The sequence below is a fragment of the Nitrosomonas sp. Nm51 genome (assembly GCF_900111165.1).
Lineage (GTDB): Bacteria > Pseudomonadota > Gammaproteobacteria > Burkholderiales > Nitrosomonadaceae > Nitrosomonas.
Map to the genome: position 1 here is coordinate 100242 of NZ_FOGH01000004.1, position 15355 is coordinate 115596.

The following is a 15355-nucleotide window of genomic DNA, read 5'->3' on the forward strand; positions in this document are numbered from 1 at the left end:
AATTATTTATCAGAGCTTTTCGAGCATGCGCCAATTAAACACAACAACTTGTTTTTTACAACAATCTAATGACCGGTCCATCAAAGGAGGAAGCAATTGAGAGATCTACTGGTTTTTTTGATCGTTTTCGGGCTGCTGCCCTTCGTATTCAAAAGGCCGCATTGGGGAATATATCTATGGTCATGGATCGGCTATATGAATCCTCACCGGTTGGGCTGGAGCTTCGCTTTCTATTTTCCTTTTGCACAAGTTATCGGTTTGGTGACGCTGATTTCCTTTTTTGTTTCCTCGAAAAAACTCAAATTTTTCTGGTCACCCACAATGAGTTGGCTCATTCTCTTCAATATCTGGATACTTATATCGACGATCTTCGCAATGTATCCGGAAGAAGCGTGGCCACAATGGGAAAAAATTATAAAAATACAGTTGGTCATCTTCTTAACTTTGTTTGCACTGGTGGATCGGGAAAAAATACATATTTTTATCTGGATTATCGTCATATCTATCGGTTTTTACGGCTTTAAGGGCGGTATTTTTACACTTACCACAGGCGGCGGCTCTCATGTATTAGGTCCGCGTGGCGGTTTTATCGCCGGTAATACAGAAATCGGCTTAGCGCTCGTCATGATCCTGCCGTTAGTGTGGTACTTATACTTACACACTCAAAACAAATGGCTACGATACGGATTGATGCTATCCATGTTTTTCATCGCGGTTGGAATACTTGGCACACAATCACGCGGCGCATTCCTGGCAATTTCAGCCGTCTCAGTATTCCTATGGCTCAAAAGCTCACGTAAAATGGCCATCTTTATGGCATTGCTATTACTATCTCCGTTTTTTTACATGGTCATGCCACAGTCCTGGCATGATCGTATGGCAACCATTCAAGATTATGAACAGGACGGCTCCGCCATGTCGCGCTTGAAAGCATGGGAATTCGGTTATGCCATGGCCCTCGACCGACCGTTTACCGGCGGCGGCTTTGAAAGTCATTCTGTCGAGAACTACGAACGCTATGTTCCTCACCAGATAGAACAGGGCGTTGCAACATTTCATGATTATCACAGTATTTACTTTGAAATTCTGGCCGAACATGGATTTGTCGGATTATTTATCTTTTTGATGTTATTTGTTCAATATTGGCGAACTGCAAACAAAATCATTACAATCAGCAAAAATACCGATCAAAACAAATGGGCGCTTGATCTTGCTGCGATGCTGCAAGTCTCATTTATCGGATACGCCGTTGGCGGGGCTTTTTTGGGTTTGGCCTATTTCGATCTTTTTTACCACTATCTGGCCATCTTAGTTATGACATTAAAAATCCTCGAAGAAAAAAATAGCCCAGTTCCTTTAACCATACCGGCAGCGAAAAAACATGAAGCACATGTCTATTAATCAATTAATCACGCTCCCGGCAGTAAGGTTAGCGCTAATCAAGCCATGCACAGATTTGCATAAGCGGAGCAGATCTGATGCAAGCGTCTAGTTCATTGTTTTTACGATCAATATAACTGCCTCTACAAGATATGTGTGGGATATACGGCGGCATTGCACTTCGTTCAGGTGCAAAACTAGATGCTTCGTTACTGAACCGAATGGGGAATATTACCGCTCACCGCGGTCCTGATGATGAGGGGATTTTTGTCTCCAGCCATATCGCAATAGGTATGCGCCGCCTGTCAATTATTGATTTGACCGGCGGTCATCAGCCGTTATTCAATGAAAACAAGCGCATTGCCGCTGTGTGCAACGGAGAGATATATAATTTTCGAATGCTTAGGGAACAGCTTGTCAATCAAGGGCACCGTTTCTCCACGCACTCCGATTCGGAAGTTGTTATTCATCTCTACGAACAGTATGGCGAATCGTTTCTACATCATTTAAACGGCATGTATGCACTCGCATTGTGGGATGCAGATAAAGAAGTGCTGATCATTGCCCGCGACAGGCTTGGTATAAAGCCCGTTTATTATTATCTGGATGATAATGTCTTATTGTTCTCAACGGAAGCGAAAGCGCTTTTTCAATTTCAAGGGTTGACACCGAAGCTGGATAATATTGCTGCAGGCTTATACTTACAGCTCGGCTATGTCCCGGCGCCCCATTCAATTTTTGAAGGTATAAAAAAATTACCGGTGGCTTCATATATCAAAGCGACCCAAGGTAGTTTTACTATACAGCAGTACTGGCAACCCGATTACAAGCAGCAGATTTACTCCGTCAGCCAGTGGAAAAGCGCCATTCGCGAACAATTGGAAAAGTCCGTCGCATCGCAAATGGTCAGCGATGTGCCAATAGGCGCATTTTTATCCGGCGGCATTGACTCCAGCCTGGTTGTTGGTTTGATGGCAAAGCATACCTCGCACCCTGTCAAAACCTATGCCATTGGCTTTGATATGCAGGGTCCGGCACAAATCTATAACGAACTTCCTTATGCCAAGCAGGTTTCCGATTTATTTGGCACAGAACATCACGAAATTATTGTCAAACCCGACATCGTTCATTTATTGCCTAAACTGTTATGGCATATGGATGAACCGGTTGCAGACACCGCTTTTATCACAACCTTTCTGGTCTCCGAATTTGCCAAAAAGGATGTAACGGTCATTCTAAGTGGCGTTGGCGGCGATGAATTGTTTGGGGGTTATCGGCGCTATCAAGGAGAATATTACAATCAGTTTTATCAAAAAATTCCCGCATGGCTACGAAATAACGCTATCCAGCCACTGGCACGTTTGCTGCCAAGCGACCGCCATTCAAAATGGCTGAACTATAGCCGCCTGGCAAAAAGCTTTCTGTTGACTGCAGATATGTCTTTTGAGAAACGGTATCAGTCCTATATTGATATTGCTGATGAACAGTTACGCCGGCAATTGCTGGTAAACGCCATAGACTGGGATGCCCATAACGTCGTTTCTGGCGCTTTTCAGAATTGCGCAGATATACCTGCGTTGCACAAACTGTTTGAAGTCGACCGTCTTACGCAATTACCTGACGACCTTCTGATGCTGACAGACAAAATGACTATGGCAACCTCACTGGAATGCCGTGTGCCGTTACTGGACCATGAGCTGGTGGAGCTGGCGTGCAGCATGCCGCCAGAACTTAAAATAAAGGGCGGCGAACTTAAATATATTTTAAAAGAATGCTTATCCGATTTGCTTCCCAGAGAAATCCTATACCGGAAAAAACGCGGCTTTGGCGCACCGATGGGCGCATGGATAAAAAAAGAATTATTACCGCTGCTGCGAACCCTGTTAAGTCCTGATACCGTCAACGCGCGTGGCGTCTTTAACGCAACTGTAGTGCAGTCTTTGATAAAAGAACATCTCGACAGAAAGCAAGATCACACGGATATTCTAATTGGTTTATTGAATTTTGAAATCTGGTCAAGATTAATGCTTGACCAAACTCAACCAGAAACGTTAGAAGATGAATTAAAACAATTGATCCAATGAAAATTTTATATATTTGTCATCGCTTTCCGTATCCGCCAAAACGGGGCGGCAAAATCCGTCCGTTTAATATGATCAAACACCTGTCACAGCAAGGGCACCAAGTATGGGTCGCATCACTGGCGAGATCGCAACAGGAATTCGATGAGTGCTCCGGGATAAAAGATTACTGCCATCAATACACTATTGGCTTGGTTAACGACACAGTGCAGTGGGCCCGAATGATCATCAATCTTCCAACCCCCACGCCGTCATCGCTCGCCTATTTTTTTAGCAGCACGTTAAAAAAGCAAATCAACATTTGGCTATCTGAAGAAAAATTCGACTTGATTTTCGTACATTGTTCATCCGTTGCCCAATATGTTGAAAACATAAAACACATACCAAAAATCCTTGATTTCGGAGACATGGATTCCCAGAAATGGCTGACTTACCGAAGCTTCAAGCCTTTTCCGTTCAATTGGGGTTACTGGTGGGAAGGCACGAAAATGAAACTCTCCGAAAAAAACCTGGCGCAAAAATTTGATATAACCACATGCACCACAAAAGCAGAGCTGGATACGCTTAACAACTACGGTACGGCAATAAAAACCGACTGGTTTCCAAACGGCGTGGATGCTGATTTTTTTCAACCCGATAGCACCGTATACGATCCGCACAGTATTTCATTCATCGGCCGGATGGATTACTTCCCCAACCAGCAATGCATGCTGGAATTCTGTCACCGCACCCTGCCACTGATCCAAGAGAAAATACCCGATACAAAGCTGTATATTGTGGGCGCTGAACCATCCAAGAAAATAAAAGCACTAGAAAAAATAGACGGTGTTGTCGTTACCGGCAGCGTGACTGATGTGCGCCCTTATATTTTAAGAACTGCAGCTATGGTTGCCCCCTTGAATATCGCCCGCGGCACGCAGAACAAAATTCTGGAAGCGATGGCAATGGGCGTTCCCGTCGTATCTAGCACGCTGGCAGCTGGTGGCATTGATGCAGTCCCTGACGAACATTTTTTAACCGCGGACACCCCGGCAGAATACGCGGAAAAACTGGTCAATCTTATGAAATCAGCGCCGACAAGAGAAAAATATGCCGAAGCCGGCCGTGCACGAGTGTTGGCCAATCACGCCTGGCAAAAAAGTATGAAAAAAATGGAATCGCTTATTTTAAATTGCGTAAGTAGCAATTCATGAATAAATTCACAATAGAACAAACTGACATTAGTTCAGTATAAACGCTTCCAGAATTTGGATTTCAAAAATTAGGAGTTGGAATGGATATTAGTGTATTTGGTTTAGGTTATGTTGGCGCAGTTTCTTTAGCATGTCTTGCGAAAGAAGGTCACAATGTAACGGGGGTTGATATAGACAGTACTAAACTGGCGCTGCTTCAAGCCGGCAAATCCCCAGTCATTGAAACCGGCATGCCTGAACTCGTTCAAGAGGTTGCTGCCTCAGGCCGGGTAAAACTTACCGGATCAACTCAGGAAGCCATAGCACAGACACAATTGTCATTCGTCTGTGTCGGAACGCCTTCTCAACCGAATGGCAATCAAGATCAATCAGCGGTAGTGCGGTTAACCGAACAGCTGGGAGAAGCGCTTAAATTAAAAAACGATCGTCACACAATCGTCTTTCGTTCGACACTAGTTCCAGGCACAGTGATGAACACGTTAATACCCATTTTGGAAAAATTCTCGAAAAAAACAAACGGCGTTGATTTTGACGTATGCTTTCAACCCGAGTTTTTGCGTGAGGGTTCATCCATCAAGGATTACTATAAGCCGCCATTTACGGTTGCCGGTCTTTCTTCCAATGAACCGAAAGCGGTTTTCGAGCAATTATTCTCTAGCCTGCCGGCAGAAATCATTTACACCGATATTGCCACCGCAGAAACAATGAAATATTTCTGCAATATTTTTCACGCACTCAAAATCACATTTGCCAATGAAGTTGCCCGCTTGTGCGAGTCGATACAAGTCGATCCGCACGCAGTCATGGAGCTGATCTGCAAAGACAGACAACTGAATATTTCCAGCGCCTATATGAAACCCGGTTTCTCGTTTGGCGGCAGTTGTCTTCCCAAAGATCTTAGAGCAATCAACTATATTGCCAAACAAAACGACGTTGATATTCCTATGCTTAAGGCAGTATTACCCTCCAATCGCGTGCATCTGGATTGCGCACTACAGAAAATCGCACAATCGGGACTAAAAAAAATTGGCTTTATCGGACTCAGCTTTAAAACCGGAACGGATGATTTACGCGAAAGTCCGCTTGTCGACCTAGCCGAAAAACTGATTGGCAAAGGATACACACTGAAAATTTATGATCCTGAGGTCAATATTTCAACATTAATTGGCGCAAACAAACATTTTATCGAAACAAGTATTCCGCATATCGGATCATTGATGACTGCAGACTATGAAAATCTGTTGTCCACAAGTGAAATCATAGTTGTTGGCATTTCAGACCCGGACCTGGTGGCAACATTAATTAAATCTTCCCGTAAAGAACAAATTATCTTAGACTTAGTCAATATTAAGGGAAGGGATGGACTAAGTGCTTCATATATAGGAATATGCTGGAAATGAACAAAAAACGATATTTTCTACAATTGGGTTTGGTGACACTAGGTATTGTTGTCAGTTGCACCTATTTATTCACATTGGCGACACCCTCAGAGGAAGCAGCCAGAGTACGCAATTCACTCGTCCATGAGCCAGGAAAGATCGAAGATTTCAGCTGGAGTCCATCAACTTTTCCGGCAGATTTCAAAGTTGAAACCCAAACACCCCCACTCTATTTTCAGCAATTTATCAACTCCCTGCCCACAGATCCTGGCATGTCTGAAATGGACAAGTTTTTGCTCGCAGCGCAAAAAATTCTTGACCGTAACCGTCGCGGCGGACCAATTCAGTCCAATACAGTTGATGCGTTAAAAAAAATTCAGAATGAAGGTATCGGATGGTGCTCAGACTATACCCAGGTATTCAATGGTATTGCGCATGCATTAAACATTCCCGTCAGGGAATGGGGTATGTCTTTCGATCGATATAACGGAGACGGGCATGCCTTTAATGAAATTTATGATCAACAGTTGGACAAATGGGTTTTTATTGATACTTTTAACGCTTTTTTTGTTACTAACCAGGAAGGCCAGCCACTGTCCGTTTTAGAGTTTCGGCAGCTACTTGATACAGACCGGAATCAGCTTGTCATCCAGAAAATAAGTCAGGCGCAATTTGGCTTTCAGAATGATACGGTTGCGTTGGATTATTATCAGCGCGGCATGCCGCAATTATTTTTGATATGGGCAAATGATGTGTTCAGTTATGATGCCAATCCCCTTATTCAGCTAACCGGGTCTTTCTCCAGAATGGCGGAGCAGATCACAGGCATACTACTGGGTATTAATCAAGAGATCCGGCTGTACCCTGACCCCGATAGCGCACAGCAGCAAAAGGAACTGCTATCGCTTAAATACACAGTCATCTTTATCATTGTATTAAATGCTGCTTTAGGTACACTTTTTTTACTGATTCTTTTCCGGATGTTCAATAACCGCATGAGCCATGGATAAAGATATCAAAGTACTACACGTGCTTGATCACTCTTTGCCTCTGCACAGCGGTTATACTTTTCGTACACGCGCGATCTTGTCAATTCAGTGCCAAATGGGAATACGAACGGCATTAATCACCAGTTGCAAACATGCTGAAAACAGTGATTGCGCCGATACAACCGAAACCGTTGACGGATTATCATTTTACCGAACCTATCCATCGTTTCTAAGTAAGCTGCCATTGCTCAATCAGCTCGATGTCGTACTAACGCTAATCAGGCGGATCGAATCGATCATACCTGTTGAACAACCCGACATCATTCATGTTCACTCCCCTTGTCTTAACGGATTAGCTGCTTTGCGCATCGGCAGAAAATATAAAATTCCAATATTGTATGAGATGCGCGCATCATGGGAAGATGCAGCAGTCAGTCATGGCACTTGTCAGGAAAATGACTTACGTTACAAAATTTCCAGAGCACTGGAAACTTATGTACTCAAACGCGCAGATCATGTCACGACGATCTGCGAAGGTTTGAAAGGAGATATTCAAGTGCGCGGCGTCCCATCTGAAAAAATTACAGTTATACCCAATGCCGTCAATCCAGATAAGTTTTACCCTATCCAGGAAAAAGACGCACGTTTATGTAATCAGCTAAACCTGAGTGACAAAAAGGTGCTTGGATTTATCGGTTCATTTTACGAATACGAAGGACTTGAATTACTGATAAAAGCAGCAGCCATCTTGAAAGACGAATGTCCGGATTTTCATATTTTACTGGTCGGTGGCGGGCAAGCTGAAAGTTCGCTAAAAGCAATGGTCTTTCAACTTGGCATTTCCGATCGCATCACTTTTACCGGCAGAGTCAACCATAATGAGGTGATGAAATATTACAGCATTATCGATTTACTGATCTATCCCAGATTGCCCATGCGGTTGACGAATCTGGTCACGCCTCTGAAACCATTGGAAGCCATGGCTATGGGAAAACCGTGCATCGCGTCTGACGTCGGCGGTCATCAAGAGCTGATTGTCGACCATAAAGATGGGTTGTTATTCAATGCCGGTAATCTGGATAACCTGGTTACACTGTTAAAAACCGTTTATTTGCAGTCAGATTTTACCGACCTTGTCAAAAACGGACTTGAAAAAGTTAGGCAAGAACGTAACTGGGCAGCCAGTGTTGCACCTTACCAATCAATTTATCTATCACTGGCCGAACAAAACTAAATACTCATTCTCACGTAATAAATCCAGAAGTGAACAAACCACGCTCTTTTGAAAAACTATGGCGAAAAAGATTCGAAAACTTTGCCGCACATGCAGAAGATGATGCAGGTATTGCCGGATGGTCGCCCACAGGTCTTGATGCGCGGCTGCGTAAATTCAAGGAAATATGGCATAACAGCAATCATGTTCTAGATAAAAAAAAATGGCTTGATGCCGGCTGCGGCGCAGGAACCTACTCCAGGTTTATCGTACAACAGGGCAAAGAAGTTGTCGGGCTGGATTATTCTTTACCTTCTTTGCAGAAAGCCAGACTAAAAGGCGAGTCGTCAATTGTCTGGTGTGTAGCGGATATCAACAAGATACCGTTTAAACCCGGTTATTTCGATGGCGCAATTTGTTTTGGCGTAATACAGGCATTAAATAATTCAATCCATGCGGTCAGCAGCTTGTCCAGAACAATCAAACCTGGCGGATACATCTGTATGGATGCACTCAATAGCCGGTGTTTGCCCCATATCTGGGAACAGTTTAGTCGGCGTGCTCAAAACAAACCCATACATTTACGCTACGAAACAGCCGACAATCTGCGTCGTTTAATGAAAAAAAATGGATTGGTTAATATCCAGATACACTGGCTACCCATACTACCTGCCCGCTGGTATCGCTATCAGTGGATCATGGAATCACGCCTAACCAGATGGCTGTTTCATTATTTCCCGTTTTTAGGGCAACTTTTCTGCCATTCGTTCATGATGAGCGGACAACGCCAGCAGGATATGCACAATGTCTAATTTTTTAGACCGTATGGAAATAACACTTGTCAACGCAGTTGCTTCGCTATTTTCGCCAGCGGGAAGTCACGCACGTTTATCCATTGTACTTTATCACAGAGTACCGCACGAGCCGGATGAACTGTTGTTTGGCCAGGAAGATGCACATAGCTTTGAAGCACAGATTCGTCACCTGTCCACGCATTTCAATATACTTCCGCTGCATCAGGCCATTCAAAAACTACAGGAAAACACACTCCCGAGCCGGGCTGCCTGTATTACTTTTGACGATGGTTACGCCAACAATGCTGAAGTTGCATTACCTATTCTACAAAAATACAATGCCACGGCAGCTTTTTTTATTGCCGCAGGTTTTATTAATGGCGGCATGATGTGGAATGACAAATTAATTGAACTGCTGCGACGCGCACCCGGTCCTGTTCTCGATCTAGGTGAAATCGGTTTGGACAAATACGATATCAGCACACTTACGAAACGCCGGGAGACGCTGTTCATACTGATTGATATATTTAAGTATCTACCCCATGAAGAAAGATTTGAACAATTAAACCGTTTACGCCAGTTGGTCCCCGCGGCAGTGCCGGAGAATTTAATGATGACCGCCGACCAAATCAGGCAATTGCACGAAGCTGGTATGGAAATAGGCGGACATACCGTCAACCATCCGATTCTGACGCGTTTGGATAAGACAGCTGCTTATACTGAAATCGAACAAGGTAAAAAAATCCTGGAAAATATCATACAGGCACCTGTTCGCTATTTTGCCTATCCAAATGGCAAACCCGGACGCGATTATTTATCCGAACATGTCGACATGCTTAAAGAAATCGGTTTCAATGCTGCAGTATCAACCGCATGGGGAACAGCAGCAAAAAACGCAGATATTTATCAGCTTCCGAGATTTACGCCGTGGAACATCAGCCGCAACCGTTTTGTATTACAGATGATGCAAAATATGTACAGACCCGTTCAAACCGTATCGTGAATTCGTTCAAGAAACACTATGCAACCAACCGTTGTTGTCAATCGCCATCGCCAAACTGCAATTATAATTGCCAGACACGGCAGCAAATATGAAATTATTAAATTAGGTAAAGGCAGGCTTACAGTAACATCATTGTCGGCAGCCGAGCTCGAAATACAAGGTTACGAAGCCTGTCAATATCCGCCCAGCCAGGCTGCTTGCGCTTACCTTCGACACGGCGCAGGCGTCAGCAAAAAAGCGAGAAAATACCTGGAAAATATCGCCTGTAACAAATTTTCAGACATATTATCGTTGACGTAATTTTTATAAGCGCAGTCTGAATATTGCACCAAATATTCTGTCAACTTAATCACAATGAGGCTGTATCCTTGCGCGCGGCCAGCTATATAACAGATCGTACCGGCTTTAATTTGCAGGATCTCGGGAATTGCTCAATGTAACAAAACAATAAAAAAACCATACGCTTGTAAATTCTCAACGCTACCAATCGAGTTGCTGCGCATTGTGACAAAATAGATCGGAAAACCATCTGAAGATAAAGTGTACAACTTAACTGCCGCAACCAATTTGCTGACATTGCACGCCATTCATTTCACGTTCCAAATAATTGATGACTGCCGGTCAAAATGAATCGTATAACCTTGCCCTCTGGCTGATTATTACGGTCGTTATATGGATCACAGTTACATTAATATAGTGCGACCGTGGTGTTGTCTGCCAGGCGCCCGCTGGGCTGGGCAGCATGGAGAACTTTCCCGAACAGTCTGCGTACTGCAAACCGGGGGCGTTGCTGCCATGAAAAGCAAGACAGATCATCCTCGCGTCTGTCAGCGACAGATGCCAACCGCGCGCGATCTGCGTAAAATGCTGCCAAATTTGTACAATGGCAAAACAATTGCCGGTAAAATGCCCGCCGTTTCCATAAAGAAACATGAATACCGTCAACACTCATCCATTCAGGTTGCGGCTCATACAAGACCAACTGATGCTGCGCAGCCAGTTCGCACAGTCCCTGATGAACTGCGCATGCACGTTCGACTATCTCGTCACGGGACAATCTGCATGTTGGAAACAAGATATTTTTTAACATCCAGAACCGGCGTTCGGACATCGCCCTAACCGAGGCCATCGGCAAATTTGTCATCACAATGCGCGCACCGTTTTGCTGTAGCTGCTGAATACACCATGACACCCAGCGCAGAATCTGATCAGGCGAATAACCGTAAGGTATGTCGTTGCCAATATCCGTCAGAAATGCATAAACCGGCTGTGGCCTGCTTACACGCAACTGTTCCCATAAGCCGCATTGCACAATCCCGGGCAACTCACGTACCAATACCACGCTATTCTGTCCGTACGAGCGTCCATGTCCAGCTGCGACCAATACCTCACTGGGCGCGCCGTATTGTTGTTGCAACAACTGAATAATGATGCGCAACGAGAACGTCAAGTTGCTTGCACCCAGCAACACTATCCGATTAACAGGCGTCTGCATCCGGTCAGGCATTCCTCATGCCGCGATAAAAATTATTTTTGACAAACAGATAAATATAATCCAGCGCTGAAAGAATACTCAAAATAATTATAATAACCAGCAACCATTGTGGAATCATGTGCAAACCGGCAAAGCTTAAAAAAACCAGAAACTGGAATACGGTTGTCATCTTGCCGGGTATTCTGGGAACTACATTAAAAAAAGCACGCCAGTTTTTCCCCAGGCGATAAATGAGGCACCACAAAATACTGCAATTTCACGCGCGCCAAATAACAGAAACTGCCACCAGGTTATATCGGTTTCAACAAACATGACCATCGCGACCGAGAAAACAAAGCATTTGTCGGCTATCGGATCCAACAATGCGCCAAGTGACGTTTGCAGATTGAACCAGCGACCGAAGCACCGCCGAAATACTCGGTAGCCAGCGCCATTGTAACAATAATGAATCGGTATTGCTCAGGCGCAAACGGAAATACGAAGGCCAGAACCAATCGCAACAGCGTCAACAAATTCGGCAAATGCTTGAACATCTCCACTCACTATTATACGAAAAAAGACGTTTAAATCCGTCATGATTAAACTCCAGCTACGGATATATCCACATCTATTACAAAAAACGCCCAAGCATCGCATTTAACTTTTCTGTTCACGTAAATAGAAATAGTATCAGAGGCGTATTTTACCTGTTAAAAAAATACCAATTAGCAGGTCGTTAAAAACTATCCGCATTGCTGCTGCGACGTTAAAACAGACTCAAATTCGCATTTTTAAGGTTTATTGCACGTATATTACCTGAATCGGGGCAATAAAAAGGTATTGGCTACAACGGTCTAAGCTGATACGCTTTTAATCTTAAAAACATGTAACCATTTATATATATTTTCGATTGAACACACTAAAAAGGACAAATCATATGAATCCGGAAGCTCCTCCATTAGATCCACATCCCCTGAGCGAATATGTTGCTTGGGCAGGTGGGCGTAACCGCGAGCCGATACTTGGCGTATTAAAGGAAAAACTGCCTAAAGACCCTGAGCGCGTACTGGAAATGGCCAGCGGCAGTGGCATGCATATTAATTATTTTGCGCCGCATTTTGCGCATTTACATTTTCATCCTTCCGATAAAGATATCGAGGTTCTCGACAATATTAAAAATTTGGCCACACAGCAGGGCAACAACAATATTGCCGATCCTGTACATCTTGATCTGACCAATCCCGATACCTGGTTCAATCCCGGTCCGGAAAAATCGTTTGCGGCGATCTTCTGTATTAATATTTTTCAGGTGGCACCCATTTCAATTGCGGATGGCATGATGAAATGCGCGTCACATCTGTTGAAAGAAGACGGTTTTCTGTTGATTTATGGTCCCTTCCAGATTGAAGGCAAATTCACAACGGACTCCAACAAGGAATTCCATGAAACTTTGAGTTCTGCCGACGTATCGGAATGGGGGCTAAAGGACACCGCAGATTTAAAAAAAGCGGCTGCCGATCATGGCATGGAACTGAAAGAGACCATTGACATGCCAAGCAACAACTTCTCATTAATATTCGGAAAAAAATAATTGATGACACCATCCGGTTCAGCCCTCGTTGCAGGCGTCGGGCCAGAACAAGGTCTGGGCGCCGCGCTGGCGCGCTGTTTTGCCAAAAACGGCTTGCATGTGTTTATATCAGGGCGCAGCGAAGATAAACTGCATCATGTTGCATCCACTATTCAGCAATCGGGTGGAAATGTAACGTCCATTGCAGCCGATATAACTGTTGAGAACAGCGTGCGTTCCTTGTTTGACCAGATACGCGCACGGGGAGACATTATTCAGGTTGCGGCTTACAACGTCGACAGTAATATACCATCACCTTTCCTTGAAACCAGTGCTGAAGCATATACAACTTTATGGCAGCAGAATTGTCTGGGCGCTTTTTTATTTGCACAGCATTTGATGGCAATCATGCAGGCGCAAAAACAGGGGACGGTATTTTTTACCGGCGCAACAGCTTCACTCAGGGCCAGGCCCCCCTTCACGGCCTTTGCTGCGGCCAAAGCGGGGCTACGCGCGCTGGCGCAAGGCCTGGCGCGTGAATTCTCGCCACAGGGCATACATGTCGTGCACACGGTTATAGACGGCGTGATCAACGGTGAACGGGCACGCCGGCAGTTTCCAGACTATGTCAAAGCCAAAGGCGCCGATGGCTTGCTGGAACTCGAAGCGATCGTACAGACATACTGGGCCATACATCTGCAGCCGCGCAGCGCGTGGACACATGAACTTGATCTTCGGCCCTATAAGGAAACCTTTTGACAAAGTGACCCTTCTGAGACAGCCATTTGATTGATTAACACATACACATTGGAATTTCACAATGAACTCGTCAACAGACTGGAAATTACAAGGCAGTTATTTTGAAGCATGCAATTGCGAAACCGCATGTCCATGCGTTTGGCTGCAACCGCCTTCAGAGGGCAATTGCAAATTACTGGCAGCCTGGCATATCGATAACGGACACTTGAATGATGAAGCACTGAATGACCTGAATGTCGCCCTGGCCTGTTTTTCTCCCGGACATATGAAAGATGGCAACTGGCAGGCGGCATTATATGTTGATGAACGTGCCAGCGATGCACAATTTGAAGCGGTCACGGAGATTTTTAGCGGCAAACACGGCGGCCACCCTGCCTTGCTGATGAGTTTCGTCACTGAGGTATGGGGTATCAGAAAAGTCAGAATCGACTATCACGCACAAGGCAATCAGCGTGAAATGACAATACCCGGTATTGCAGATATGGCCGTTGAGTCCATACAAGGAATTCAAGGCGGCGAAGCGACAATTGAAAATCCGCCATTGTGCGTAGTCACCAGCCACCCCGCCATCGTAGCGCGCTCATCCAATTATACATATCATGATTTCGGCGAAACCTGGAAATTCTCAGACCGGAACAGCTACTTCTCCCGGTTTATCTACCAACCCTGATATTGCTTTCAAAAGGCATTACCGACCGACATTACCGGCCTTTTGATTGGCCGGTATGTGCTCACAATTTAGTCGCTTCGTACATGATATGCCGAAAAGCCGGACGATCGTCATCTTAATCCTGCTCGCCGTCATTATTGCTGCCTGGTTTTACCTGTACTACCAGCACTGGCAGATGACATCGTTACCCATGTCAGACATGTGGATGCCTCCCGCTGGAATTCATTCCTGGCGTTGGACGGACTTTTGGCTGGTTTTTACCATGTGGGCAGTCATGATGGCCGCAATGATGCTGCCATCGGCAGTACCAATGATTTTAGTGTACGCAAAAATTTGCGAACAGCATTATCAAACAGCACACCACTATACTTTTTTGTTCATTCTTGCCTACCTTGTTGTCTGGATCATGTTCAGCATTTTGTTAACCGCATTACAATGGCGAATGCACGGTCTGCATATCATGTCACCCATGATGGATATGCAACATGATCAATTGGCAGCAATCATTTTTTTTATAGCAGGCATTTATCAGTTCACTCCACAAAAAAACAAGTTTTTACAATCGTGCCGCACGCCGATGGGATTTGTTCTGACCGAATGGCGTGAAAAGTACTCAGGAGCTTTTCACATGGGATTCAAGCACGGAAGTACATGTCTGGGCTGCTGCTGGGCGCAAATGCTCATTATGTTTGCCGTCGGTGTAATGAATCTGCTGGGCATGGTCTTCATCACATTACTGGTGTTGATTGAAAAAATTTTTCCGCCGCATCATCGTTTTTTTTCCAAAATTATTGGCATTCTGTTTATAGTATGGAGCATCAGGATCTTTTTTAACATTAAATAACGTTTC

General features: G+C 44.6%; 16 protein-coding genes. 13 read left to right on the forward strand and 3 right to left on the reverse strand.

What is annotated here, in order from left to right:
* Nucleotides 1–96: 96 nt before the first annotated feature.
* From BMY60_RS03115 to BMY60_RS03155, 9 genes are all read left to right on the forward strand, one after another.
* A complete protein-coding gene (locus BMY60_RS03115) occupies nt 97–1401 on the forward strand; it encodes a putative O-glycosylation ligase, exosortase A system-associated (protein WP_090331135.1) in 1305 nt (434 codons plus the stop codon).
* Between the two features lie 131 nt (nt 1402–1532).
* The gene (gene asnB / locus BMY60_RS03120; RefSeq protein ID WP_090331137.1) at nt 1533–3464 is read left to right on the forward strand and encodes an asparagine synthase (glutamine-hydrolyzing); all 1932 of its coding nucleotides are present in this window, start codon (nt 1533–1535) and stop codon (nt 3462–3464) included.
* Nucleotides 3461–4654: a TIGR03087 family PEP-CTERM/XrtA system glycosyltransferase gene (locus BMY60_RS03125; protein ID WP_090331138.1), complete on the forward strand. Its 1194-nt coding sequence runs from the start codon at nt 3461–3463 to the stop codon at nt 4652–4654. Before asnB ends, BMY60_RS03125 begins: the two co-directional genes overlap by 4 nt.
* A gap of 80 nt (nt 4655–4734) precedes the next feature.
* The gene (locus BMY60_RS03130) at nt 4735–6054 is read left to right on the forward strand and encodes a nucleotide sugar dehydrogenase (protein WP_090331139.1); all 1320 of its coding nucleotides are present in this window, start codon (nt 4735–4737) and stop codon (nt 6052–6054) included.
* Nucleotides 6051–7043, forward strand: a complete 993-nt coding sequence (locus BMY60_RS03135; RefSeq protein ID WP_143057335.1) for a transglutaminase domain-containing protein — start codon at nt 6051–6053, stop codon at nt 7041–7043. Before BMY60_RS03130 ends, BMY60_RS03135 begins: the two co-directional genes overlap by 4 nt.
* Nucleotides 7036–8256, forward strand: coding sequence for a TIGR04063 family PEP-CTERM/XrtA system glycosyltransferase (locus BMY60_RS03140; protein WP_371264181.1), 1221 nt, complete (start codon nt 7036–7038; stop codon nt 8254–8256). The genes BMY60_RS03135 and BMY60_RS03140 overlap by 8 nt, the downstream gene beginning before the upstream one ends.
* Nucleotides 8257–8285: 29 nt before the next feature.
* A complete protein-coding gene (locus BMY60_RS03145) occupies nt 8286–9047 on the forward strand; it encodes a class I SAM-dependent methyltransferase (protein ID WP_177166558.1) in 762 nt (253 codons plus the stop codon).
* Nucleotides 9040–10032 (forward strand): polysaccharide deacetylase family protein, encoded by a 993-nt coding sequence (locus BMY60_RS03150; protein WP_256250646.1) that lies wholly within the window; start codon nt 9040–9042, stop codon nt 10030–10032. Before BMY60_RS03145 ends, BMY60_RS03150 begins: the two co-directional genes overlap by 8 nt.
* Before the next feature lie 18 nt (nt 10033–10050).
* Nucleotides 10051–10332 (forward strand): hypothetical protein, encoded by a 282-nt coding sequence (locus BMY60_RS03155; RefSeq protein WP_090331143.1) that lies wholly within the window; start codon nt 10051–10053, stop codon nt 10330–10332.
* A 388-nt stretch (nt 10333–10720) separates the two neighbouring features.
* Here BMY60_RS03155 and BMY60_RS03160 read toward each other — a convergent pair whose 3' ends face one another.
* From BMY60_RS03160 to BMY60_RS16560, 3 genes are read right to left on the reverse strand one after another with little or no spacing between them, the layout of a single operon-like run.
* Nucleotides 10721–11539, reverse strand: a complete 819-nt coding sequence (locus BMY60_RS03160) for a hypothetical protein (RefSeq protein ID WP_090331145.1) — start codon at nt 11537–11539, stop codon at nt 10721–10723.
* Nucleotides 11532–11771: a hypothetical protein gene (locus BMY60_RS15945; RefSeq protein WP_218141607.1), complete on the reverse strand. Its 240-nt coding sequence runs from the start codon at nt 11769–11771 to the stop codon at nt 11532–11534. The genes BMY60_RS03160 and BMY60_RS15945 overlap by 8 nt, the downstream gene beginning before the upstream one ends.
* A complete protein-coding gene (locus BMY60_RS16560) occupies nt 11717–11890 on the reverse strand; it encodes a CDP-alcohol phosphatidyltransferase family protein (protein ID WP_371264182.1) in 174 nt (57 codons plus the stop codon). Before BMY60_RS16560 ends, BMY60_RS15945 begins: the two co-directional genes overlap by 55 nt.
* 553 nt (nt 11891–12443) lie before the next feature.
* Between BMY60_RS16560 and BMY60_RS03170 the strand changes: the two genes are divergently transcribed.
* The 4 genes from BMY60_RS03170 to BMY60_RS03185 all read left to right on the forward strand — a co-directional run bounded on the left by BMY60_RS03170 (nt 12444) and on the right by BMY60_RS03185 (nt 15349).
* The gene (locus tag BMY60_RS03170) at nt 12444–13097 is read left to right on the forward strand and encodes a DUF938 domain-containing protein (protein WP_090331148.1); all 654 of its coding nucleotides are present in this window, start codon (nt 12444–12446) and stop codon (nt 13095–13097) included.
* A 3-nt stretch (nt 13098–13100) separates the two neighbouring features.
* A complete protein-coding gene (locus BMY60_RS03175) occupies nt 13101–13835 on the forward strand; it encodes an SDR family NAD(P)-dependent oxidoreductase (protein ID WP_090331149.1) in 735 nt (244 codons plus the stop codon).
* 61 nt (nt 13836–13896) lie between these two features.
* Nucleotides 13897–14505 carry a DUF1326 domain-containing protein gene (locus BMY60_RS03180; RefSeq protein ID WP_090331151.1) on the forward strand — a complete coding sequence of 203 codons (609 nt, stop codon included), beginning with the start codon at nt 13897–13899 and terminating at the stop codon, nt 14503–14505.
* Nucleotides 14506–14593: 88 nt separating this feature from the next.
* The gene (locus BMY60_RS03185) at nt 14594–15349 is read left to right on the forward strand and encodes a DUF2182 domain-containing protein (protein WP_090331152.1); all 756 of its coding nucleotides are present in this window, start codon (nt 14594–14596) and stop codon (nt 15347–15349) included.
* Nucleotides 15350–15355 lie beyond the last annotated feature (6 nt).